Source organism: Methylobacterium sp. ME121 (assembly GCF_000974725.1).
GTDB lineage: Bacteria > Pseudomonadota > Alphaproteobacteria > Rhizobiales > Beijerinckiaceae > Methylobacterium > Methylobacterium radiotolerans.
In genome coordinates, this window is record NZ_BBUX01000011.1 from 105,523 (window position 1) to 129,991 (window position 24,469).

Below are 24,469 nucleotides of genomic sequence, written 5' to 3' on the forward strand. Positions count from 1 at the left end.
CCCCTCAGCCGCCGCACGTCTCCGCCACCAGCCACGCGGTGAGGATCGCCACGGCGTCGAGCAGGTCGTCGATCGCCATGGTCTCGTCGGGATTGTGACTGCCGTTGGCGTTGCGCACGAACAGCATCGCCATCGGCACGCCGGCCTTGGCGAAGGCGGCGGCGTCGTGGGAGGCCGGGCTGCCGAGGGGCCGCGTCGCGATGCCGAGCGCGTCCGCGGCCGCCGCGAACCCGTCGCGGATCCGCGGCGCGACAGTCCCGACGCCCGCCTCGGCGCGCGGGCCAAGCGTCACCGTCACGCCGCGGCGCGCCGACACCTCCGCCACCGCCACCAGGAACGCCGCCTCCAGCGCGGCCAGCACCCCGGCGGCGTAGGCCCGCATGTCGAGGCTGAACCGGAACTCACCCGGTACGGTCGTCAGGCCGTGCGCAGCGGCGTCGGTGTGGAACCGGCCGAAGGTGACGGCCATCGGGCAGCCGGCCGCCTCGCGCTCCGCCCAGACCCGGTCCAGCGCCAGGGCGATCTCGGCCCCCGCCATGGCCGCGTCGCGCCGGAAGCGGCGCGGCGTCCCGACATGGTCGTAGCGGCCGGCGATGCGGACGTCGGGATAGCGGACGTTGCCGGGGATCCCGGTGCACAAGCCGACCGAGATCCCGGCCTCCTCGAGGCTCGGCGCCTGCTCGATATGCACCTCGAGGAAGGCGTGGATCGCGGCGGCGGCGCGGGCGGCCGGGCCGCGGGCGAGCGCGTCCGGGTCGCCGCCCTCCCGGGCGATGTGGGCGGCGAGGCTGAGGCCGGTGTCGATCCGGGCCGCGTCGAGCGCCCCGTCCGGCAGCGCTCCGAGCGCCGCGCGGCTGCCGATGTAGGAGACCTGGAACCAGACGCTCTCCTCGGCGCGGATGCCCAGGACGATGATGTCCCGTTCCGGCTCCAGGCCGAGCGCGCGGATCGCCGCGACGGCGGCGAGCCCGGCCACCACGCCGGCGGCGCCGTCGAAGTTGCCGCCCTGGGCCACGGTGTCGAGGTGGGAGCCGATCAGGATCGGCGGCAGGGTCCGGTCCCGCCCCGGCAGCGTCATCGCGGTGTTGGCGGCGGCGTCCCGGCCGATCGCGAGGCCCAGATCCGCAGCGCAGCGCGCGACCACCGCGTGCGCCGCGGTCTCCTCCGGGCTGTAGGAGGGGCGGGTGAAGCCCGGCTCCGTCCGGCCGCACCGGGCCAGCTCCGCGAACAGGGCCTCGACCCGGCCGTGCTGCGCGCGCACGGCTGCCTTGATGGCGGACACGCGGTCCATCGCTACGCCTCCCCGGGCGGGGCCCCGGGACGGGCCCGCCGGTCCCCACCTGCCACTTTCGTGCCGGCCCGCCGGGGGGCGCGTCATCAAGCGGCCGCCGGAGCGGCGGGCCCCGTCACGGTGGCCGAGTCTGCCGGATCGCCGGCCGTGCGACCAGAGGCGCGGGTCAGCCCCGCGGCGCCGGCGTCGCGGGGATCCGAAGCCCAAACCGGCCGGTATGCGCCCCCTCCGGTCATCGATCGTCGAGCGTCGCTTTGAGGCGCTCGGCCGCCGGTCCGGACGAGGCCGGGTTCTGGCCGGTGATCAGCAGCCCGTCCCCGACCACGTAGGGCTGCCAGTCGCCGGCCTTGGAGAACAGGCCACCCTTCCGCTTGAGCTCGTCCTCGACGAGGAAGGGAACCACCGCGGTCAAGCCCACGGCCTCCTCTTCGGTGTTGGTGAAGCCGGTCACCGCCTTGCCGGCGACGAGCGGCTGGCCGTCGGGCGTCTTGGCATGACGCAGCACGCCGGGGGCGTGGCAGACGAGGGTGACCGGCTTGCCGGCCCGGAGCGTCGTCTCGATCAGCCGGATCGAGGCCGGGTCCTCGGCGAGATCCCAGAGGGGGCCATGGCCGCCGGGATAGAACACCGCGTCGAAGCCCGCGTGGGTGACGCCGTCGAGCCGGCCCGTGCTTGACAGGGCGGCGTTGGCCTCGCCGTCCGCCTCGAAGCGCCGGGTCAGGTCGGTCTGAGAACCCGGCTCGCTGCTCTTCGGATCGAGCGGCGGACGCCCGCCCTTCGGCGAGACGAGGACCACCTCCGCACCGGCATCCTTGAACACGTAGTAGGGCGCGGCGAGCTCCTCGAGCCAGAAGCCGGTCCTGCGGCCGGTATCGCCGAGCCGGTCGTGGGAGGTCAGCACCATCAGGATCTTCATGGTCATTCTCCGGGGCTGGTCTGGGTCAGTCGTCCTGGATGCCGTCACCCGCGTCCGGTGCCGGCCGAGCCCAGAAACCGGGTCGGCGGGGCCATCACGGATCTCGGGGCTGCCAGCCCCCGTTGGCGTCGGCCTCAAGCTCATCCCGCAGGTACGGTGCCGTGCGGCTCGCCCGCGCCCGGGCCACCACCTCGGGGCGGCCGGCCGCCACGATCGTGCCACCGAGGTTTCCGGCGCCGGGCCCCACGTCGATGACGTGATCGGCCGCCGCGACGACGCGCATGTCGTGTTCGACCATGACGACCGTGTTGCCCGCATCGACCAGGCCGTTGAGCTGGAGCATGAGGCGGTCGACATCGGTCGGGTGCAACCCGGTCGTCGGCTCGTCGAGGACGTAGAGCGTGCCCCCGCGCTGCCCCCTCTGCAATTCGGTCGCGAGCTTGATCCGCTGGGCCTCCCCGCCGGAGAGTTCGGTCGCCGGCTGGCCCAGGCGCAGGTAGCCGAGGCCGAGATCCCGCAGCACGGTGAGCGGCCGCAGTACGGCGGGCTCGTCCGCGAAGGCTTCGCAGGCCCGCTCGACGGTCAGCCCGAGCACGTCCGCGATGGTCAGCCCGCTCCAGGTGACCGCCAGCGTCTCCGGCGCGTAGCGGGACCCGTGGCAGGTCGGGCAGGGGGCGTAGACGCTCGGCATGAACAGGAGTTCGACGCTGACGAAACCCTCGCCCTCGCAGGCCGGGCAGCGGCCCTTCGCGACGTTGAAGGAGAAGCGGCCGGCATCGTAGCGGCGCCGGCGGGCCTCGGGCGCGGCGGCGAACAGTTTGCGGACGCCGTCGAACAGGCCAGTATAGGTCGCGAGGTTCGAGCGGGGCGTGCGCCCGATCGGTTTCTGATCGACCTGGACCAAGCGGCGGATTCCCTCCAGGCCGCCGGCGATGCGCCCCTCCGTCGGGCCCGGCGCCGCGTCGAGGGGATCGTCCGGCTCGTCGTCGGTGTCGACGGGCCGGCCGAGGCGGTCGCCGACGAGATCCAGCAAGGCCTGGCTGACGAGGCTCGACTTGCCGGAGCCCGAGATGCCCGTGACGGCGGTGAGGCATCCCAGCGGGAACGCGACCGAGACGTCGCGCAGGTTGTTGCGGACGATCCCCTCCAGGCGCAGCCATCCCGCGGGCTCGCGCTGCGGTCGCAGCGGCGGCTCGGCGAGCCCGAACAGGTGAAGGCGCGTGCGCGACGCCTCCACGGCGCGCAGGCCCTCCGGCGGGCCGCTGTAGAGCACGGTGCCCCCGTGCTCGCCCGCCGCCGGACCGACATCGACCAGCCAGTCGGCGCGGCGCATCGTGCCGATATCGTGCTCGACGACGAACAGCGAGTTGCCCGAGGCGAGCAGCCCGGCAAGCGCGTCGTGCATGGCGTCACCGTCGGCGGGGTGCAGGCCGGCCGTCGGCTCATCGAGCACGTAGGCCACGCCGAAGAGCTGCGAGCGCAGCTGGGTGGCGAGGCGCAGGCGCTGCAACTCGCCCGACGACAGGGTCGTGGTGACCCGGTCGAGCGACAGGTAGCCGAGGCCCAGCTCCGTGAGCGTCCCGATCCGGTCGATGAGATCGGCGGCGAGGCGCTGGGCGGCGAGCCGCTTCTCGATCGAGAGGTTCGGGGTCGCGCGCACGTCCGGCGCGCCGGCATGGGCCGACGCTCCGGAGGCGGCCCGCCGGGCCCGATCGCGCCGGCCCACTTCGCGATCGAGCGTCCCGGACCCGGCGCTGGCGTCGGCGTCGTCATCGGGCAGCCGGTCCTCGGCGACCGGCCGCATCACCGCGGCGAGCTCGGAGAGCGGCATGCGCGACAGGTCGCCGATATCGAAGCCCGCGAAGGTGACCGAGAGCGCTTCGGGCTTCAGGCGCTTGCCGTGGCAGGCGGGGCAGTCCTCGCTGACGAGGTAGCGCGCCGCCCGTCGGCGCATGAGCGCGCTCTGCGACTTGGTGAAGGTCCCGAGCACGTGGCGGCGGGCGCTCGTGAACGTGCCCATGTAGCTCGGCTCCAGGCGGCGCTGGCGGGCGAGGCGCGTCTGCTCCGGGGAGAGCCCGGCATAGACCGGCTCCTGCGGCTGGTCGTCCGTGAACAGGATCCAGTCCCGGAGCGCCCGCGGCAGGTCCTTCCACGGCGTGTCGACATCGACACCCCGGCTCACCAGGATGTCCCGCAGGTTCTGGCCGCCCCAGGCCTGCGGCCAGGCCGCGACGGCGCGCTCGCGGATCGTCAGCGACGGGTCGGGCACCATGGAGGCTTCCGTGGCCCGGTAGATCCGCCCGAGCCCGCCGCAGGACGGGCAGGCGCCCTGGGGCGTGTTGGGCGAGAAGTCCTCCGCGTAGAGCATCGGTTGGCCCGGCGGGTAGGTGCCGGCGCGCGAGTACATCATCCGCACGAGGCTCGACAGGGTGGTGACGCTGCCGACCGAGGAGCGGGCGCTGGGCGTGCCGCGCTGCTGCTGCAGGGCGACCGCCGGGGGGAGGCCCTCGATGGAATCGACGTCGGGCACGCCGACTTGGTCGATCATCCGCCGCGCGTAGGGGGCGACCGACTCGAAGTAGCGCCGCTGGGCTTCCGCATAGAGCGTACCGAAGGCGAGCGAGGACTTGCCGGAGCCGGAGACCCCCGTGAACACGACGAGGGCGTCGCGCGGCAGTTCCACGTCGACGTCGCGCAGGTTGTGCTCCCGGGCGCCCTTTACCGTGACGTAGCCCGGCCGTCCGACGCCGGATCGCGCGATCCTGCCGGGTTCCCTGGGCGTCGGCTGGTCCATCGGATCGCTCTCTCGGCGGGCACTCTCGCGTAAAACAGCAAACGCCGCTGGACCGCGGATAGAGTCAACGCGCGAGACCATCCTTAGGGACACTCCGTAGCAAACCAGGGGCTACGGCCGACGTTTGTCTTTCACGACAAGGATCGGGATCCCGGCCTTCGAGCCCGCAGTGATCAGGCCGTCCGCCCGCGCACAGGGACGATCGCGGCCCGCCGCGGCCGGGTGTGACCTGCAGCCCGAACCGGCGCTGCAGAGCACGCGTCGTTCAAGGGAGCCGTTGCAAATGGAACGACGTCCCTTCGGTCTCGGGCCGCACGAGGTGGCGCTGATCGGGCAGGGAACCTGGTACATCGACGACGCGCACCGGCCCACCGCGGTCGCTGCCCTGCGCCGCGGCCTCGATCTCGGGATGACCCACGTCGACACCGCCGAGATGTACGGCGACGCCGAGATCGTGGTCGGCGAGGCGATCGCCGGACGGCGCGACGCGGTGTTCCTCGTCTCCAAGGTCGTCCCCAGCAACGCCTCGCGCGCCGGGACGGTGGCCGCGTGCGAGCGCTCCCTCGCGCGCCTGCGCACCGACAGGCTGGACTGCTACCTCCTGCACTGGCCCGGTCCGCACCCGCTCGAGGACACCTTCGCCGCCTTCGAACGGCTTCGCGAGCAGGGCAAGATCCTGTCCTGGGGGGTGAGCAACTTCGACGTGCCCGACCTCGAGGCCGCGTGGGAAGCCGGCGGCGAGGGCCGCATCGCCTGCAACCAAGTGCTCTACCACCTGGAGGAGCGCGCGATCGAGCACGCGGTCCAGCCCTGGTGCGAGGCGCACGGCATCGCCGTCGTCGCCTACAGCCCCTTCGGTCATGGCAGCTTCCCCGGCCCCCGCACGCCGGGCGGCCGCCTGTTGGAGAGTATCGCGGCCAACCACGGCGCGACCGCACGCCAGGTCGCGCTCCGGTTTCTCGTGCGAAGGCCGTCGACCTTCGCGATCCCCAAGGCGTCCAGCCCAGAGCATGCCGCCGACAACGCGGGCGCGAGCGCGCTCTCGCTGACGGATGCCGAGCTCGCCCGGCTCGACGCGGCGTTCCCCCTCGGGCCGCGGCCGCGTCGGCTGCCGATGCTGTAGGCGCCAGGATGCCCGCTCGGCCGAAACGGGCGCTCGCGCATGGCCTGCCTTGGTCATCGGACGCGGCGCCCGGTTCGAAGAAATCCCTGACGTGATCCCGTTTCGGACGCTGCCGGCACCGTTCGCCTGGTGGGCCGCCTCAGCGCGGGGATAGGAAGCCGATCGGTTGGCGCTGCGGGCCCTCTTGCTTCAAGGTGCGCAGCATCTCCTCGTATTCCCGCTCCATCTCGGGTGTGACCGAAGGCCGGGTCTCACGGGCAGCCTGTTCGAAATGTGCACGCTGCACCTGGGCCGCCTCCAGCGATTCGCGCAGCGCCAGCAGACCGGCGCGGCGCGTGAGATCTTCCAGATCCGCGCCGGTGAAGCGGGCGGTCCGCTCGGCAATCACGTCGAGATCGACATCTTCCGCGAGCGGCATGTCCCGCGTGTGAATGGCCAGGATCCGGCGACGGCCGGCGATGTCCGGAACCGGCACGTAGACGAGTTCGTCGAACCGTCCCGGACGCAGCAGCGCTTGGTCGAGCAGGTTCGGGCGGTTTGTGGCCGCCATCACGACAACCCCCTGCAAATCCTCCAGCCCGTCCATCTCGGCCAGGAGTGTGTTGACGACGCGCTCCGTGACGGCGGGCTCGCCGAGACCCCCGCCCCGCGCTGGCGCGAGACTGTCGATCTCGTCGATGAAGATCACCGTCGGCGCCACCTGCCGGGCGCGTTGGAACAGGCGCGAGACCTGCTGCTCGGATTCGCCGTACCATTTCGACAGGAGGTCGGAGGATTTCGTCGCGACGAAGTTCGCGTCCGACTCCCGCGCCACCGCCTTGGCGAGCAGCGTCTTGCCGGTGCCGGGTGGCCCGAACAGGAGGAAGCCCTTGGCCGGCCGGATGCCGATGCGGCGGAAGGCCTGCGGCGACCGCAGCGGCAGCTCGACGCCCTCGCGCAGGCGCATCTGGGCCTCGGCGAGTCCCCCGACATCGTCCCAGGTCACGTCCGGCACCTGGATCATGATCTCGCGCAGCGCCGACGGCTGAATCCGTTTCATCGCCGAGAGGAAGTCGTCGCGCCGGACGCTCAGGCCCTCTAGGATCTCCGCCGGGATACCGTCGCGCAGGTTCACCTCCGGGAGGATCCGGCGCACCGCGTCCATGGCGGCCTCGCGCACCAGCGCGCCGAGATCGGCCCCGACGAACCCGTAGGTGGTGCGCGCGACCTCATCCAGGTCGACATCCTCCGCCAGCGGCATGCCGCGGGTGTGGATGCCCAGGATCTCGCGCCGGCCCGGCTGGTCCGGCACGCCGATGATGATCTCGCGGTCGAAGCGGCCAGGCCGGCGCAGGGCCTCGTCGATGGCGTCGCGCCGGTTCGTCGCGCCGATCACCACGATGTTCTGGCGCGGCTCCAGCCCGTCCATCAGCGTGAGGAGCTGCGCGACGATGCGGCGCTCGACCTCGCCGGTCACCTGCTCGCGCTTCGGGGCGATCGAGTCGATCTCGTCGATGAAGATGATCGAGGGCGCGCTCTGAGCGGCTTCCTGGAAGACCTCGCGCAGGCGCTGCTCGGACTCGCCGTACCGGCTGCCCATGATCTCGGGCCCGGCGATGTGGAAGAACCGGGCCTCGGTCTCGTTGGCCACCGCCCGCGCCAGCCGGGTCTTGCCGGTGCCGGGCGGTCCGTGCAGCAGCACGCCCTTCGGCGGATCGATGCCGAGACGCTGGAACAGCTCCGGGTGGCGCAGGGGCAGCTCGACCATCTCGCGGATCTGATCGACGGTGTCGCCGAGGCCGCCGATATCGTCGTAGGTGACGTCGGCGCGCCGCCCGTCCTTCGGCTCCTCGAAGACCGGCCGGAGTTCGATCTGTGTCCCTTCCGCCACGTAGACGATGCCGCGGGGCTGTGTGGCGACGACGACGAGGCGGATCTCCTGCAGGCCGTAGGACGGCCCCTCGAGATAGGGGCGCAGCTCCGGTGGAACGCGCGGGTCGGACGCGGCGCGCGACTGAGTCGATGTGGAAATGACGTCGCCCGAAACCAGCGGCCGCCGGAACAGCGTGCGGCGCAGGGCCTCCCCCGAACCCTGCAAGCGCATGTTCTTCTGAGCCGGCGCGACGACGACGCGGGCGGCCGGCCGGATCTCCGCGGGGTGGATCTCGACATGGTCGCCGCTCGCGGTGCCGGCGTTGACGCGCTGCAGCCCGTCGAGGCGGACGAGGTTCAGGCCCTCGTCCTCATCGTAGGGACCGACCGCGATCGCCGCGGTGTGGCGCTTGCCGACGATCTCGACAACGTCGCCCTCGCGCAGGCCGAGCTGGGTCAGCGCCGCATGGCCGAGTCGGGCGATGCCGCGCCCCGAATCCTGGGGGCGTGCATTGGCGACCTGCAATCTGAGCGCCCGCTCCTCGGCGTCAGCCATCTGAACTCCCGGGCAGGACCTCGGTCATGACGACATCTGGTCAACCGTCGGTGATCCGGATGGTTCGGATCGAGCCAGGACATGCCCGCGCCGCCACGACCATGGCGGCTGCGTCGCGACGGTCCGAGGCGGCACCGGCAAGGCTCGGTCAGGACGCGACGACCGGACACGGTCCGGGAGCCTCCGCATCTCCAGAACAAGCGGGCCTGCACGCAGTTCAGGATGCGATCCTTGATGATATGCTATTCGACTTCGATATCGGTCTCGCTTGACAAGGCAGAGTGCGACTCCGATTCCGCGCGGCCGATGCGCGCCCGTGGCCAATGCCATGATGCCAGCCGCGAAAGTGTCGCTGTTCACCGCATTCGACGACATCAGCGTGCGCCGGCGGGAAAGTCCTGTTCTTGGGGCCTCTCATGCTCCCTCAGGCCGGTCGCTCGGATCGATGGGAAGCGGGACGGGCTTCGGGGCTTCTTCCTCTGGCGATAGCGGTTTCGCTGTCGAGGAGTATTCGAGAACCGCTCGTTGGGCGGACACAAGTCGCCGCTAGGCGACCTTGAGATCACGATCGGGACCGACGAGCGCGCGGTAAGAGGCGATCGGCTGCGGTTTGCCGCGCAGATAGCCTTGTATCTCTGCACAACCGTGTTGCCGCAAGAAGGCCAGCTGCCCCTCAGTCTCGACGCCCTCCGCGATGACCGGAATGTCCAAGCTCTCGCCGAGACTCAGGATCGCCCGGACGATCGCGCCGCCTTTGCTGGTCACGCCGATCTGCCACACGAACGACCGATCGATCTTGATCTTGTCGAACGGAAAAGCTTCCAACGTTGCCAGTGATGAGTATCCGGTTCCGAAATCATCCATCGAGATGCGCACGCCGAGCGCTTTCAGGTCGCGCAGCATCTCCTGCGCGCGTGCCGACCCCTTCAGGAAGAGGCTCTCGGTCACCTCGAGTTCGAGACGGTCGGCCTTCAGTCCGGTCTCCTCGAGCACCGCACCGACGACATCGCACAGGCCAGCTTGCTGCAGCTGCGCGATCGAGAGATTGACAGCGATGCCGAGGGGCAACGTCCAGCTCGCAGCCTCGCGGCAGGCCTCACGGAGCACCCACTCGCCGAGTGGGAGGATCGCCCCTGTCTCCTCTGCCAGCGGTATGAACTGCGCCGGCGAAATCGGCCCGCGGGTCGGATGGGTCCATCGCAGGAGCGCTTCGAAGCCGCAGGCGCGATCTGCGGCGATCCTGAACTGGGGCTGGTAGTGCAGCGCGAACTGCCCCGTCCCGATGGCCGCGCGCAGGTCCAGGGCCAATCGTTGCCGCTCGAAAGCCGCCTTGTCCATATCCGCCTCGAAGAAGCGGTAGGTTCCCTTGCCTTCCTTCTTGGCGCGCACGAGCGCCATATCGGAAGCGGACAGCACCGCGTCGTAGGTGTCGCCATCATGCGGGAAGAGGGCGATGCCGACGCTGCAACTGATGGAATACCTCAGCTCGCCGTCCGCGTAGGGCGCTGAGATCGCATCGATGATAGCCTGGGCCCGCGCGGCAGCTTGCCCGGCGGCGAGATCTGTCGCCAGCACCGCGAATTCGTCGCCGCCGAGGCGCGCGACCGCGCCGCGCGCGCCGATCAATGCCTTCAGGCGCGCGGCGACCTCGATCAGCAGGCGGTCCCCGGCCGGATGACCGAAGAGATCGTTGACCTGCTTGAAGCCGTCGAGATCGAGGCAGAGAAGGACCACTGCCTCGGCTCGATCGGCTCGCGCTGCTAGCTCGCGTTCGACGACCTCCTCGAAATGCAGGCGATTCGGCAATTGGGTCAGAACGTCGTGCCGCGCGAGGAAGCGCAGGCGCGCTTCGCTCCGACGGCGCTCCGTGATGTCCTCATGCGTCGAAATCCAGCCTCCGTCCGGAAGGAGAACGCGGAGGACGCTGATGTCCCGATCGTCGGTCATGTGAACGACGCTCGCCGTGTCCGAAGGGGCCCGGGGCGATGGTGGCGTCAGCACTTCGTCCCAGGCCCCCCCCGCGTCGCGGTGCTGCGCCAGCACGAACCCGCGCAGATCCTCGGCTTTCGTGCCGGGTTGCCGAAGTTGATCGGGGATCGCGTAGAGCGTGGCGAAGCGCTCATTCAAGATGACGAGCCGCTCGTCGGCGTCGAACAGGCATAGTCCCTGGACCATGTTGTCGAGCGCGACGCCGAAACGCTCGTAATGGGCCCGTAAGTCGCGCTCGCTGCGGGCACGTTCTTCGGCGCTCGCGATCCGCCGCTCGGCGCTCGCCCCCCGAAGAAAGAGCCGAAACAGCGCCGCGATGCACACCAGGAGGAGGGCTGTTGCTGAACCGACCGCGAGCGCCTGCCGGCGGAAGGGGGCCAGGCACGCTTCTGTCGTGCGGCTGATGCTGAGAATGAGCGGATAGCCGGCGAGCGCCTTCGTCGCGATGATGCGCTCTTGATCATCGACGGGGCTCACGTTGCGCATCACGCCGCCCAGAGGATTCTTCTGGGCGATCAGCGCGGCCCCCGTGGTCGGCAGGATCTTGCCGATCACGTTCTCCCGATAGGGGTGACGGACGAGCAGCATCCCGTCGTGGCGGAAGACCGAGACCACGGCGTCGTCGGTCGGCGCGATCTGCCGGTACAGTCGTTCGAAATAGCCGAGCTCGATTGCGCCGAGGACGAGGCCGAGGAACGTTCCGTCGGGCGCCGTGACCTTCCGCGCGATGTAGATCGTCCAGGCACCGTCGCCGCGGTTCTGGACCGGCTGGCTGATGAAGCGTTGCAGCTTCGGGTCCGAAGCGAGCGCCTTGAAGTAATCACGATCTGCGATGTTGACGTTCGGGATCGGCCAGAAGCGGCTGAAGTTCAGGAGCTGGCCGGTGTGATCGATGATCGTGACCGCGTTGACCTGCGGCAAGGCGGCGACGCGCGCTTTGAGTGCCTCATGTAAGTCGTGTCGGCTTGCCGCTGCAGCGTACTGCGAAGGAGTGGCTACCTTTGCGCCGGCCATATCCTCGATGATGGCTTCCTGAACGATCTCGAGGGCCTGGAGCGAACGGTCGGCCTGATCAGCGAGGATCGTGGAGAGGCCGACGAGGTTGCGCTCGGTATCCTGCAACGCCTGGCCGTACATGTCGGAGATCAGGATGACCCCGCCCGACGCGATCGCGAGAGCTAGAACGACCAGTGACGTGACGAGAGCGGGGTATGACCGATCAGGTGATCCGAACATCGCTGCCATCCCGGCCCTCATCTGTCGCCCATCTCTGGCGCGGGAGCAAAAGGCGAACTCATAGACTCGGGCTGTTATCTCAGTGCATGCCCAGCTTCCGGCGCTTCGCAGATGTTCAGACCCTTACCGTCGAGCGCGCGGAGTTCGGTGATCGTGTCTGGGCCGGAAAACAGAACGTGGCGGTCGGCTCCGACAGATGGTGGTCCGAGCCGTTCCGCGGTTGGCGTCGGGTCGGCCGCTGCGCCGCCCGGCATATAGATCGCACACAATCGACTAATACATCGTTGCCAGGCTGACACAGCCGCCCTCGGGGCCGCCGATCACGGCCCGGATGAGCGCACGGGTCGATCTCTGCCGGTCCGCTTCCGCTCGTCGAGGAGGCGGAGGCGAACCTCGAAGCTGGGCCGCCTTGTTGCGCACCCGAGCGACGAGAGGGATGGGTCAAGCGGCGCGGACGGTGGCGAGGAAGCGTGCGACTTCGGCGCGGAGATGCTCGGATTGCCGCGACAGCTCCGAGGCCGCCGACAGGACCTGACCGGCCGCGGCCCCCGTCTCCTCCGAGGCCTGCGCCACGCCCGCGATGTTGCCCGTCACCTCGCCGGCGCCGGTCGAGGCCTGCGCCACGTTGCGCACGATCTCCTGGGTCGCCGCACCCTGCTGCTCCACCGCCGCCGCGATCGACGTCGCCACGCCGTCGATCTCCCGGATCCGCCCCGTGATCCCGCCGATCGCCGTCACCGCCTGCGCGGTCACCCCCTGAACCTCGCCGATCTGGCGCGCGATCTCCTCGGTCGCCTTGGCGGTCTGCTCGGCCAGCGCCTTCACCTCGGAGGCCACCACCGCGAAGCCCCGCCCCGCCGCGCCGGCGCGCGCCGCCTCGATCGTGGCGTTGAGCGCCAAGAGGTTGGTCTGCCCGGCGATGCCCGAGATCATCCCGACCATGTCGCCGATCCGCGCCGCGTTCTGGCTGAGCGCCTGGACGAGGTGCGCAGTCTGGTCGGCCTCGCCCACCGCGGCCTGGGCGAGATGGGCCGAGCCCTGCACCTGCCGGCCGATCTCCTGCACCGACGAGCCGAGCTCCTCGGCCGCGGCCGCGACCGTGTTGACGTTGGTGGCGGCCTCTTCCGCTGCGGCGGCCACGGTGGTCGATTGCGCGGCGGTCTCCTGGGCGGTGGCGGTCATCTGCTGAGCGGTGGCCTGGAGCTCGGTGGCCGAGGACGAGACCAGGCCGACGATACCGCCGACGGCGCGCTCGAAGCCGTCGGCGAGCTCGATCATGGTGCGCTTCCGCTCGGCGGCGGCGGCCGCGTCGGCCAGGCGCTTGACCTCGGCCTCCTCGGCGGCCTTGCGGGCGACCATGGCCTTGATGCCCTCGACCGCCTTGCCGACGGCGCCGATCTCGTCGCCGCGGCCGGCCTCGCGGATCTCCGCGTCGACCTCGCCCCGGGCCATCCGCTGCAGCACCCCCACCAAGCTGCCGAGCGGGCGGGTGACCTGCAGGACGATCACGTAGACGCCGTAGGCGATGCTGAGCGCAGCGAGGACGAGCGCGGCCAGGAGCGCGAGGCGCGACCAGCCGGCGGTCGTCTCGGAGCGGCGGTATTCCGCCTCGGCTTCCCGGACCTGCAGCGCGGTCAGCTTGCTCAGCGTCGCGTTGGTGGCCTGCATGCTCTTCAGCAGATCCGCATGCGTGGCCTCGAAATCCGAGCCGGCACCGGCGACGACGCGTTTGAGGATCTCGGCGGCGATCGTGTCGTTCCGATCGATGCGCCCCTGCAGGTCCTTGGCGAGGACATCCTCCTCCGGAGTCAGGTAGGTCGCCAGGTAGGCCGACCACTCGGTGTGGAGCTTCGAGAGATCGCGCTCGATCTTGTCCCTGGCCCGGGCGGGCTCGATCTGCTTGTTGCGCAGCAGGCGCGAGGCATCGATCAGGTCATCATAGGCATCACGAATGGTGCTGAATTGCCGAAGACAGACGACCCGGTCATCGAATACGGTTTTTAGGCTTTGATGACTCCAATATAGCGCGAAATTTCCCAGCGCGGCTGTCGCGAGCAGGACCAGGCCGAGGCCGCCGAGCAGCGCCACGAGCCGCAGTTGGATCGTCATTTTCATGGGCGGACTTTCAGGCTCCGGTATCCAGGGCCCGGACGGGCAAGTCTGGATGCGCAGTCATGAGCAAGTCGCGCAAAATATAGGCGAATTGATTAAAATTTATCCCACCCAGTTTCCTGCTGACTGTCCGTTCAGTGGTCTCAAATTTGTGATATCGAGCATGAAGAAGTGTGCCTTCAACCTGCGGATGATGGGATCGCCCGAATCCGACGGCGCAGGAACTCTACTTTAGACGAGATTGTGACCGCAGGTTGCAATCGTACGGGGGCAGCGGTTCTCAGCGGCAGGGGCGCGCCGCGGGATTCGACGGGCATGGGTTGAAAAGGGCCCGCCGGATCCCAGGACCTGGTCAGTCCGAGACATCCCGACCGATCCTGGCGACCGCGGCCGGCAGGTGGTGCTCCGGAGCCGCGGGATCTCCCGGCACCGGGGCCTTCCCGGCCGTTGGATCGGCCGGAGGGAGCGGCTACCGGCCGCATCGGCGTCGCCTCGTCCGTGGCGAGCAGATACGGGACGCCCCGCGCGGAGCGCGTCGGCGGCGCAAAGGACCGCGATCCGACTGCGCGCGGGCATCCGGGCCGTCTCACGGGCTAAGACACGGGCATCTCGATGCGGCAGCGCACGCCGTCGCGGTCGAGCGCGTAATCGACCTTGGCACCCAGGGCGTAGGCCAGCGCTTCCTGGATCAGCTCGGTCCCGTAGCCGCGACGGGTCACGCGCGCCCGCTGCTCGGGCAGGCCGGTCTCGATCCAGCTCAGGGCCAGTCGGCGGCGCTCGCGCCGGTCGCGCACGATCTCCCAGGTGACGCTGAGATGGCCGATCCCGGTCTTGAGCGCCCCGTGCTTGACCGCGTTCGTGGTCAGTTCGTGGACGGCCAGGGCGAAGTTCTGCACCTGCCGCGCGCTCAGATGCACCTCGGGGCCGGCGACAATCATGCGCCCGGCCGCGCCGTCGACGTAGGCGGCCAGTTCGGCCCGCACCAGTGCGCCCACCTCGACCGTGTCGCTGCCGTACTGGCTGAGCAGGCCCTGCGCGCGGCTGAGCGCCTGCAGCCGCGCCTCGAACGCCTCGACCGGGCTGCCCTCCCGCAGCGTCCTGCCAGCCACGGCACTCACGACACCGAGCAGGTTGCGCGTGCGGTGCTGCAGCTCGTTGATCAGCACCTCCTGCCGCGCCAGCAATCTGTGGTGATCCGTGACGTCGATGTTCACGCCCGACCACTTGCGGATCGACCCGTCCGGGTTCGTGATCGGCACCGCGCGGACGTTCGACCACCGCCACGACGCGCTCGCGGCGTGCCACAGGCGGTACTCGTGATCGACCGCCGTCCGCGTCGCGACCGCCTGCCGCCACTTCGCTTCCGTGAGCGCCCGGTCGTCGGCGTGGATCGCGTGGACCCAGCCGCGCCCGAGCCACTCGTCCAGGCGCTGCCCGGTGAACGCGCGCCAGCCCGGACTGTCGGCCTCGATGAGGCCCTCGGCCGAGGCCTCCCAGCTGAACTGACCGAACCCCTCGACCAGCCCGCGGAACCGCTCCTCGCTCGCGCGCAGGTCGTCCTCCGCCCGCTTGCGCGCGGTCACGTCGCTGGCGGCGCCGAACCATTCGCGGATCTCGCCGTCATCGTCGAGCAGCGGCACGGCCCGGGACAGCGCCCAGCCCCGGCTCCCGTCCGCCTGCCGGACGGGATGCTCCAGCTCGAACATCGTCTTGGATCGGATCGCCCGCTGGATCGCCTCGCGCAGGCGCGGCTGGTCGGCCGGGTCGATGTAGGCGCTCAGCCAGTCGTCGTTCGGGGTGACGGTATCGACCAGGAAGCCGCGGCCCTCCAGGACGCGCAGCTCGCTCCAGTCCGGGCTCATGCGGTAGATGACGTCCGAACTGGCGGTGACGAGGGCGCGGAACCGCTCCTCGCTCGCGCGCAGCCGGTCTTCGGCGCGCTTGCGCTGGAGGATGTCCTTGAACAGCACCCCGACCTGCCGCCGTTCCGGCGCCCCGATCGGGAAGGCGTAGACCTCGTACCAGCGCCCGAGCGCGTCGGCGCGGTCCTCGAAGCGCTCGGCTTTGCCGGTGCGCACGATCCGGCCGTAGGTCTCGAACCAGTGTCGCTCGAGGTCGGGCGCCAGCGCCCGGACCGTCCGGCCGACCGCGTCGCTGAGCCCGGTCTGCTGCTCGAAGGCCGCGTTCACGGACAGGAATCGGTAGTCGACCGCCTGCCCGGCCGCGTCGACCAGGACCTCGATGGTGCAGAAGCCCTCGTCGATGGCGTCGAAGAGGCGGCGGTACCGGGCCTCGCTTATCCGCAACTTGGCCTCGGTGCGCAGCCGCTCACCGATCTCGAAGCCGGTCATGTGGACGGCCATCACCTGCCCGTCGGCGTCGCGCACCGGCACCAGGAGCGCGTCGAAGACGTCCTCCGCGGCGCCGGCGCCGCGGGTGTCCAGCGGTTGACCGGCCACCTGTACGGCCTCGCCCGCGAAGGCGCGCGCGTAGAAGGCCGCCACCGTCCCCCACCCCTCCGGGAACGTGCGCGCGAGCGGCCGGCCGAGGCCCTCCGGGTGCCGGGCGCCGTAGAGCCGGGCGGCGGCATCGTTGTAGATCAGGAGGCGCTCGGGCCCGCAGACGAGGGACGCGACCAGCGGGCTGGCGAGCACCTGCTCGACCATCACCTTGAGGCGCTCCGGCCAGCGGGCGGACGGCCCCAGCGGGGTCCGCTCCCAAGCGAAGTCGCGGATGCGCGCGGCCATCTCGCCGCCGCCCTGTGGCCATGCCGACACTGATACGCCGCCTCGATGATGTCGCGCGCCAGCATGTCCGCTCGCGGCGCTCGCAGCAACGACCGCGCTCCACCGGAGGTCGAATCCATCACGTCGCCGACCGGCGGCAGCATGCGCGGGATCCGGGCGATCGTCAGGACGCGCGCACCGCCTGCTCCGACGAGGTCTCACCGTCGCGCAGCCTGATCCAGGCGCACAGCTCCGCCCCGAATATCGAGTCGGGGACCCCGAAGGTCCGGACATCCTGGATCCGCGGATGCCGGAAGACGACCTCCGCGATCTCGCGCGGTTGGACACGCTCGCCGCCGCGTATGACCATGTCCCGGCTGGTCTATCGCCCGGCTACGCGGCGATGACCCTGGACCTTCCGCCGAGGCCGGGATCCAGGCGGCCTCGCTCGACGATCACATCCCGCAGCAAGCAGGATCTGCTGTCAGACACCGTCCGGAGCGCGTGGGGACGTTGCTGGCGCGGGCCGACGCGGCGCCGGCGACGGCGTCCGGCGGGCCGACGGTCCGTCTCGGCACCTTCGTGGCCCACCCCGTCACGTACCATCTCGAGGAGAAGCAGGACGTTCTCATCGCGAACTTCGAGCTGCGGTCCCTCGACCCGCCGCGTGACGCGGCGATCGTCGCGCCGCGACATGGCGCTGCAGGGCTGCGTCAGGCATCACCGATCGACCCTGATCGCGCCGGGGAACGGCATTCGCCTCAGAGCAGGCCGCCCGGCGGCGCTGCGGTCAGGGTCCTGCCGGCCCGCGTCACGAGTTTGGCGAACGCCAGCGCGGCCGCCGAGGCCTGCGCCTCGGAAGGGAAGGTCCGGTCCGATGTCAGGACCGGCATCTGCGTCGCATCGAGGAGCACCCAGGTCCACAGACGGGTGTCGGTCGCGCGGATCTCGAAGTGCATGGCGGGCTCGTCGGGCTTTGGGACATGCCCGCACCATGCGCCTGAAAAAGGCCAGCCGCGTTAAGAGCTTGACCGGCGCAACAACCTGCGTCGGCCGGCCCCGGGCTTGCCCCCGACATTCCCGCAGATCACAGGCAGGAACACGTGCCGGCTCGGACGGACTCCGCCCCGGCCGGCGCCGACTTGGCATGCCAGCTTGGCTTTATCCGACCATTCGATGTTACCCTCGCGTTGTCGGAGTGCTGTGCCGACGGTGTGAGCAGGAGCGACATGGTAGAGCGGTACCATTTCCGCCTGAGGGGACCGAGCGAGGTCATCGAGGACGAGGAGGGCGTGCTGGCAAGCTCGATCGAGGTCGCCGTGGCCGAGGCGACGCAGCTGATCGCCGAGATGCACGCGCGGGGCGAATTGCCCGATCCTGACGAACGCTGGTGCGTGGAGATCCACACCGCCGACGGCGTCGTGCTCCGCTCCCTTCAGCTGTACTGAGCACTGGCCGCGGGGCGCGGAAGCTTGCGCAAGATCCGGCGGATGTGCTCGCGGAGGATGAGTGCCTCAGGCGTCGGACCGACATCCGGAGGCTCAACCGATATCTCCGGATCACCCAGAACCGAGGCGTACATCGAGCTCTCCACGCTTTTCGCGAGCAGTAACCATCAACCTTAGCAAACCGTTGCAACCATCATAAGTCAGGTTTCGCCCTACAGGATACGGCCGTCTCTACGCGGGCTGAGACGCCTCGTCCGACAACGGATCCGGCGGAATAACATGGATTTCAGTCCTGGAATCTCTGCGGGGGCGCAGGCGGCAGGAAGCACGACGCATCCACTGGGAGGAAACGATGCAACAGCGGAGATGCGTCCTCGACACTTCGGGAGAGAAGCCTCGTCTCATCCATTTCTGATCTCGCCGACAGCGCTCCAGGGCTGGACCGACCGCGGCGACGATTGGCCGGATCTCGGAGCGAAGCGTTCCGCCGGAGCCGCGCGGTCGGAGCGCTGAGCCGACGCGGTGGGTGGCAGACGGCGCGCCCCGCCGGTGGCGCCGGGCCCGTCGCATCGGTCGCGGGATGCGATCGCGAGGAGCCGCGACCGGCCGTCCCGCGGTCCGGTCCGGCGGACCGGGACCCGGTCGAACAGGGTGTGGTCGGGCTCCGCGCCGGTCATTCCTCCACTCGCGACGCGCCGCGTTCCGGGTGAGCGCTCACGCGCCGCGACGGCGTCCGGACGGCGCGCTCCGATCCCGGACGACGACCCGCACTTACCGGGCCTCGCCCGTTCCGAGCGCGCCCGTCCCGCGTGCCCACCGTCCGGCCGCGCCGGTCTGAAAATCTGCGGCAACGCTGAAACAGGCGCCCGTCGGTGCAGTTTCTGATGTATGTCAGGACCTCGCCCCATCGCCGTCCTCGCCGAGGACGAAGAGTTCAGCCGCCGCGTCGCAGCCGACATGCTGACGACGCTGGGATTCGAGGTGCTGGAGGCGGAACATGCCCACGGCGCGCTCCAGCATCTGGAGGCTTACGACGGGGCCGTCCTGCTCTACACCGACATCAACATGCCCGGCGCCATGGACGGCTGCGATCTGGCGCACGCCGTCCGGGCACGCTGGCCGGAGACCCGCATCATCGTCTGCTCGGGCTGCGATCCGCGCGAGGCAACGCTGCTGCCCGAGGAGGCCCATTTTATCGCCAAGCCCTGCGGGGAGAAACGGGTGCGGCAGGCGCTCAAGGCCCTGCACCTGCACTGAGTGCGCCGTCGGCGCCACCTCAGTTAGCGAGGACGGCGGCGAGCCCGGCCAGTCCCGACAGGGAAGCGCGACTGTCCTCCAGGCAGCGCGCGTTCAGGTCCGCGGCCAGGCCGTCGAGCTTGGCCTGGAGCAGGCCGATGCTCGTCGGAGACAGGTTGCCGGGGAGCAGGACGATCACGTCGCCTTCGTCGAGGCGTATCGTCTCGCGGATCGCAGCAGCATCAGCCATGGGAGCCTCTACGGGAATATTGATCTCTCGACGTGCCGGTAAATTCTCACGGCCCAAGATCGCCGACCGTGCTCCGGCACACGCGCGCGAACACTGATCCGCGCGCGTCGCAATCCGGAGAGATCCGCGCCGGCCGACTCTGCGGCCGCGCCGGTTCAGGAGCGCGCACCCGCGACGTCGATCATTCCAGGAATAGGCCCCGGTCCGCGGTGCCGGCGGACGCGAGGACGCGGATCTTGCCTCCCGCGGCCCGGCCATCGATGCTGCGCCGCCGCGCGCGACTCGCGATGGGGACGATCCATGGAATCGATCGGTCGTGACCTGGGGGAGATGCAGCGCATCCCGCTCGCCGCATCGCATGTCGCGGCGCTTCGGGGCCTCGGGGTCGTGAGGCACTACCCGGCCGGCACCTTCCTGGTGCGCGCCGGCGACCTGGCCGACCGCTTCTACTATGTCGAGGCCGGCGAGATCGAAGTGGTCAACCCGTTCACCGACGAGCGGCATCTGCCCTCGACGCTCGGGCCGACCCAGTTCATGGGCGAGATCTCGTTCCTGAACGGCGGCGTCTGGTCGATGCCGATGCGGGCGAGCGCCGATACCGCCGTCACCGAGGTGCCGCGTCCGGCGATGCTGCGCCTGATGTCCGAGATCCCGGAGATGTCGGACATCATCATCACGGTCCTCGCCGCACGGCGACGGCGGCAGCTCGACTCGCATGACGGCACGCTGGTGCTCATCGGCGAGGACGGGGACCGGAGCGTGCGGCGGATCGCGGAGTTCGCGAGCCGCAACCGCCTTCCCTACAGGTCCTATCCGCTGGGCAGCCCGGAGGCGGCGAGCGTGGCCGAGAGCTGCGCGATCGCGGCCGAGCGGCCGGCCGTCATCTTCGGTCGGGGCGTCGTCGTGGCCGATCCGACCCCCGCCAAGGTCGCGCGGCTGCTCGGCCTGGACTACAGCCTCGTGGACGACGAGGCCTTCGACGTCCTGATCGTGGGCGGTGGCCCGGCCGGGGTGGCCGCCGGCGTCTACGCCGGCGCGGAGGGGCTCCGCGCGCTGGTGATCGAGGACGTGGCGATCGGCGGTCAGGCCGGCACCTCGAGCCGGATCGAGAACTACATGGGATTCCCGACCGGCATCTCGGGAGCCGATCTCGTCTGGCGCGGGGAGGTCCAGGCGATGAAATTCGGCACGCGGTTCGCGATGCCGCGGCGCGTTGCGAAGCTGGAGCGGCTCGCGGACGGCGCCTTCTGCGCGACCTTCGACAACGGTCGGCGGGTCCGCGGTCAGGCCGTGGTCGTCGCGACCGGCGTTCAGTACCGGAGACTGCCGATCCCGCGCCTGGAGTCGTTCGAGGGGGCCGGCATCTACTACGCGGCGACCGAGATCGAGGCCCGCTACTGCAGGAATGCCGAGGCGATCGTCGTCGGCGGCGGCAACTCGGCGGGGCAGGCGGCGATGTATCTCAGCCGATCCGCCCGGCACGTGCGCCTGCTCGTGCGCGGGCCGTCGCTCGCGACCTCCATGTCGAGCTACCTGTCGAGCCGGCTGGAAGCGGAGCCGTCGATCACCATCGAGTACGGCGCCGAACTCACGGCCCTGCACGGCGACACCCACCTCGAGGCGGTCACGATCCGCACCCTCGCCGATCGAACGACGCGCGAGGTCCCGACCTGTGCCGTGTTCGTCATGGTCGGCGCCGCGCCCAATACGGGCTGGCTGTCCGGGCTCGTCGACCTCGATAGCCACGGGTTCGTCCTGACGGGAGACGCGATCGGCGCCCAGTCTCCCTACGCGACGTCGCATCCCGGCATCTTCGCGGTCGGCGATGTGCGGGCCGGCTCCGTCAAGCGCGTCGCGGCCTCGGTCGGCGAGGGCTCGGTCGTCATCTCGAAGGTGTGGGAGCACATCCGGACCTGAGTCACGCCGTCCGCGCCCCGGATCTGGCAGCCGCCGAGGCCGCCGACACGTCGATACGGATCCGCAGACCGACCTTCGATGTATCGATCTCTATTCGGCGGTTCTCCTGCGGGATCGAGAGCGCTGTTTCCGTTCGGCAATCCGGATTGTCCGGACCTCAACAGCCTCGCATTAACCGCCCGCGTGCGACGATCGGGCGTCCCGGGCCCGATGCATCATGCGGCTGCGCACCCTCCTCGCCCTCGTCTTCGCCGCCGGAGCGCTGCTCCTGACGGCCGCCGCCACGACCCTGGTCTCGCAATTCGTCGCCGCGCGCGTGCAGATCCGCGCCGAGGCGCACATCGCCGAACTCGCGGAGCATCTGCGCCAGATCATCGACGCCAACATCGCCGAGCGGCTCGGCGACATGGCCGTGCTGTCGGCGGTCGCCCGGACGAACGCCACGAGGCCCGAAGCGCAGCGCGCGTGGGTCGATGCCCTGCGCGAGAGTTTCCCCGCCTATGCCTGGATCGGTTTCGCGGACCGGTCCGGCACCGTCGTGGCCAGTACCGGCGGCATGCTGGAGGGGGAGAGCGTGGCCGCGCGCCCGTGGTTCCAGAGGGGCATCGAGGCCCCGGCCGTCATCGACGTCCACGACGCGAAGCTCCTCGCGAAACGCCTGCCGGCGCTCCCCTACGGGGAGCCCTGGCGCTTCATCGACGTCGCGATGCCGCTCCGCGACGCGTCCGGAGACCGGATCGGCGTGGTCGGCGGCCATCTCAGCATCACGTGGATGCGCGAGATGAGCCGGGCGGCCATCGCCAAGGCTCTGAGGCGCGAGCCGAGCGTCGAGGTGCTCATCCTCGCCGGCGACGGCACCGTCATCCTCGGCCCCGGCGATCAGGCCGGCCGGCGCATCGACGCCGTCCTGCCCGCTCTGCCGGCGCTGACGACCGGCGCCGAACTCGCGAGCGCGCGCGGAACGTGGCCCGACGGTGGTGACTACTTCACCGGCGCGAGCCGCGGCAGCCCCTCGATCGATCAGCCGACCCTGCCCTGGACGGTCCTGGTGCGGCAGCCCGTCGAGGTGGCGAAGGCGATCTCCGATCCGATCATCAACCGGCTGATGCTCGGCGGGGTGGCCTTCACGCTCCTGTTCGCGCTGCTGGGCTGGTCGGCGGCGGAGCGCCTCGCCCATCCGCTTCGCGCGCTGGCCAAGGCGGCCAGCGGCATCGACACGTCCACCGGCGATGCCCGCCTGCCGAAGCCGCGCGGCTACCGGGAGATCGCCGAGCTGACGGACGCGCTGACCTCGCTGCTGGCGCGCCTGGGTGAACGCGACCAAGCCCTGGCACTCGCCAATGTCGATCTCGAGCGTCGCGTGTCCGACCGGACCGCGGAACTCGCCGATGCCTGCGACCGGGCCGAAGCGGCACAGGCGCGTGCCGAGGCCGGTGAGCGGGCCAAGAGCGACTTCCTGGCCACGATGAGCCACGAGGTTCGCACCCCGCTGAACGCCATCGTGGGCTTCGGTGACCTGCTCCGCGACGACCCCACCCTGACCCCGAGCCAGCAGCGCTGCGTCGACCAGATGCGGGTCGGATGCGAGGTCCTGACGACGGTGGTCAACGACATCCTCGACTACGCGCGCATCGAGGCGGATGGCGTCGCGCTGGAGGCTGCGCCGTTCTCGCCGCGCGCGCTCGTGGAGGAGACCGTGGCCCTCGTCGCCGGAACCGCCGAGCGCAAGGGCCTCGACCTGCGCTGGGACAGCGACGCGGGCACGGATCAGCCCCTCATCGGGGACAAGACGCGGCTGAGGCAGGTGCTGCTGAACCTCGTCAACAACGCGGTCAAGTTCACGCAGCGCGGCTCCGTGACGGTCGCGCTCACGCAGACGCCGAGCCCGGATGGCGTCGCTCTGCGGGTCGCCGTCCGCGACACCGGGATCGGGATCCCGGTCGACGCGCAGGCGCGGCTCTTCACCCGCTTCGCCCAGGCCGACAGCTCCACGACCCGGCGCTTCGGCGGTACGGGACTGGGGCTCGCGATCGCCAAGGGCCTGATCGAGACGATGGGCGGCACCATGGGGCTGGACAGCCGCGACGGCGCGGGCTCGACCTTCTGGTTCGACGTGGTCCTCCCGCGCGCGGCGACGGACGCCCCGGCGCTCGAACGGTCGATCCTGGCGGCTCCGCCGCACGCGGCCGCGGCGGACGGGGCGCCGCGCGCGCACCTGCTCCTCGTCGAGGACGGGGCGATCAACCGCGAGATCGCCCAGATGGTTCTGGAGGCGATGGGGTATCGCGTCTCCGTCGCCTGCAACGGCCAGGAGGCCGTGGCCCTGGTCCGGGCGCAGGCCTACGATCTCGTGCTGATGGACGTTGAGATGCCGGTCATGGACGGCATCACGGCGACGCGCTCGATCCGCGGCCTCGACGGTGCGCTCGGCGCGGTGCCGATCATCGCGATGACGGCCCATGTCCTGCCCGAGCAGGTCCGGGCGCTCCGGGCGGCCGGCGTCGATGACCACGTCGGCAAGCCCTTCGACCGCGCCCATCTGCGCGCCGTCATCGAGCGCAACCTCGCGGGGGCGGCCGACCGGTCGCGACCGGCGGCATGACCGGCACGGCCTAGCCTCGATCCTCCAGGCCGGCGCCGGGCGGGCGCGTCATCCGCGCGTGCGGTTCGCGGCCTGGACGGGCGGCGTTACGCCCGAGCGCGCTGCGCCAGCGCTCGTCCGACCTCGGACAGCGCCAGATCCGACACCTGTCGCAGCCGCGGGTGGCCGATCGCGCCGATCGCCGCGCGCCAACACTCCGGAGCCGGCCGCCGTGTCGATCATGACCGTCATCGAACGAGGCCGGTCGCAGGGATCCCGCTCTGCCGTGTCCGCGGGACAGGCGATCCCGCGCTCGCCGGCAGCGTTCGCCGCGGTCGAGGACGCGCGGGCACGCCGGGGCCGCGGCGCCCGCCCGACGACGATGGGCCGCCTTATCGACCCCGTTCTCGAGGCAGGCGGCCGTCCGGCCGTCCGCTGCCACT

The 24,469-nt window shown here is 70.5% G+C and carries 14 protein-coding genes; 5 read left to right on the plus strand and 9 right to left on the minus strand.

Annotation, left to right across the window (positions count from 1 at the left end; translation table 11 throughout):
- Positions 1-4: 4 nt before the first annotated feature.
- The 3 genes from ME121_RS10530 to ME121_RS10540 all read right to left on the minus strand — a co-directional run bounded on the left by ME121_RS10530 (position 5) and on the right by ME121_RS10540 (position 5,001).
- Complete coding sequence (locus tag ME121_RS10530) at positions 5-1,291, minus strand: hydantoinase/carbamoylase family amidase (protein WP_059408809.1); 1,287 nt, start codon at positions 1,289-1,291, stop codon at positions 5-7.
- Positions 1,292-1,523: 232 nt separating this feature from the next.
- Complete coding sequence (locus tag ME121_RS10535) at positions 1,524-2,207, minus strand: type 1 glutamine amidotransferase domain-containing protein (RefSeq protein WP_012329537.1); 684 nt, start codon at positions 2,205-2,207, stop codon at positions 1,524-1,526.
- A 94-nt stretch (positions 2,208-2,301) separates the two neighbouring features.
- Positions 2,302-5,001 (minus strand): excinuclease ABC subunit UvrA, encoded by a 2,700-nt coding sequence (locus ME121_RS10540; protein WP_059408810.1) that lies wholly within the window; start codon positions 4,999-5,001, stop codon positions 2,302-2,304.
- Between the two features lie 283 nt (positions 5,002-5,284).
- Between ME121_RS10540 and ME121_RS10545 the strand changes: the two genes are divergently transcribed.
- Complete coding sequence (locus ME121_RS10545) at positions 5,285-6,124, plus strand: aldo/keto reductase (RefSeq protein WP_059408811.1); 840 nt, start codon at positions 5,285-5,287, stop codon at positions 6,122-6,124.
- Between the two features lie 139 nt (positions 6,125-6,263).
- On the opposite strand, the gene ME121_RS10550 is transcribed toward ME121_RS10545, so the two are convergent.
- The 5 genes from ME121_RS10550 to ME121_RS10580 all read right to left on the minus strand — a co-directional run bounded on the left by ME121_RS10550 (position 6,264) and on the right by ME121_RS10580 (position 17,553).
- Positions 6,264-8,531, minus strand: a complete 2,268-nt coding sequence (locus ME121_RS10550) for a CDC48 family AAA ATPase (RefSeq protein WP_059408812.1) — start codon at positions 8,529-8,531, stop codon at positions 6,264-6,266.
- Between the two features lie 546 nt (positions 8,532-9,077).
- Positions 9,078-11,765 carry a bifunctional diguanylate cyclase/phosphodiesterase gene (locus ME121_RS10555; RefSeq protein WP_179240024.1) on the minus strand — a complete coding sequence of 896 codons (2,688 nt, stop codon included), beginning with the start codon at positions 11,763-11,765 and terminating at the stop codon, positions 9,078-9,080.
- A 432-nt stretch (positions 11,766-12,197) separates the two neighbouring features.
- On the minus strand, positions 12,198-13,871 hold the full coding sequence (locus ME121_RS10560) for a methyl-accepting chemotaxis protein (protein ID WP_059408814.1): 1,674 nt from the start codon (positions 13,869-13,871) through the stop codon (positions 12,198-12,200).
- Positions 13,872-14,461: 590 nt separating this feature from the next.
- On the minus strand, positions 14,462-16,615 hold the full coding sequence (locus ME121_RS10565) for a PAS domain-containing sensor histidine kinase (protein WP_059408826.1): 2,154 nt from the start codon (positions 16,613-16,615) through the stop codon (positions 14,462-14,464).
- Between the two features lie 740 nt (positions 16,616-17,355).
- On the minus strand, positions 17,356-17,553 hold the full coding sequence (locus ME121_RS10580; protein ID WP_012329529.1) for a hypothetical protein: 198 nt from the start codon (positions 17,551-17,553) through the stop codon (positions 17,356-17,358).
- A 270-nt stretch (positions 17,554-17,823) separates the two neighbouring features.
- Here ME121_RS10580 and ME121_RS10585 point away from each other — a divergent pair, with 270 nt between their 5' ends.
- Both ME121_RS10585 and ME121_RS10590 read left to right on the plus strand, forming a co-directional pair.
- On the plus strand, positions 17,824-18,042 hold the full coding sequence (locus ME121_RS10585; protein ID WP_012329528.1) for a DUF6894 family protein: 219 nt from the start codon (positions 17,824-17,826) through the stop codon (positions 18,040-18,042).
- A gap of 888 nt (positions 18,043-18,930) precedes the next feature.
- The gene (locus tag ME121_RS10590; RefSeq protein WP_012329527.1) at positions 18,931-19,299 is read left to right on the plus strand and encodes a response regulator; all 369 of its coding nucleotides are present in this window, start codon (positions 18,931-18,933) and stop codon (positions 19,297-19,299) included.
- 19 nt (positions 19,300-19,318) lie between these two features.
- Here the strand turns inward: ME121_RS10590 and ME121_RS10595 are convergent, their stop codons facing one another.
- Positions 19,319-19,528, minus strand: coding sequence for a hypothetical protein (locus ME121_RS10595; protein WP_059408817.1), 210 nt, complete (start codon positions 19,526-19,528; stop codon positions 19,319-19,321).
- A gap of 300 nt (positions 19,529-19,828) precedes the next feature.
- Here ME121_RS10595 and ME121_RS10600 point away from each other — a divergent pair, with 300 nt between their 5' ends.
- Positions 19,829-21,445: an FAD-dependent oxidoreductase gene (locus ME121_RS10600; RefSeq protein WP_059408818.1), complete on the plus strand. Its 1,617-nt coding sequence runs from the start codon at positions 19,829-19,831 to the stop codon at positions 21,443-21,445.
- A gap of 217 nt (positions 21,446-21,662) precedes the next feature.
- Positions 21,663-24,047 carry a hybrid sensor histidine kinase/response regulator gene (locus ME121_RS10605; RefSeq protein ID WP_089231699.1) on the plus strand — a complete coding sequence of 795 codons (2,385 nt, stop codon included), beginning with the start codon at positions 21,663-21,665 and terminating at the stop codon, positions 24,045-24,047.
- The last annotated feature ends 422 nt before the right edge of the window (positions 24,048-24,469 follow it).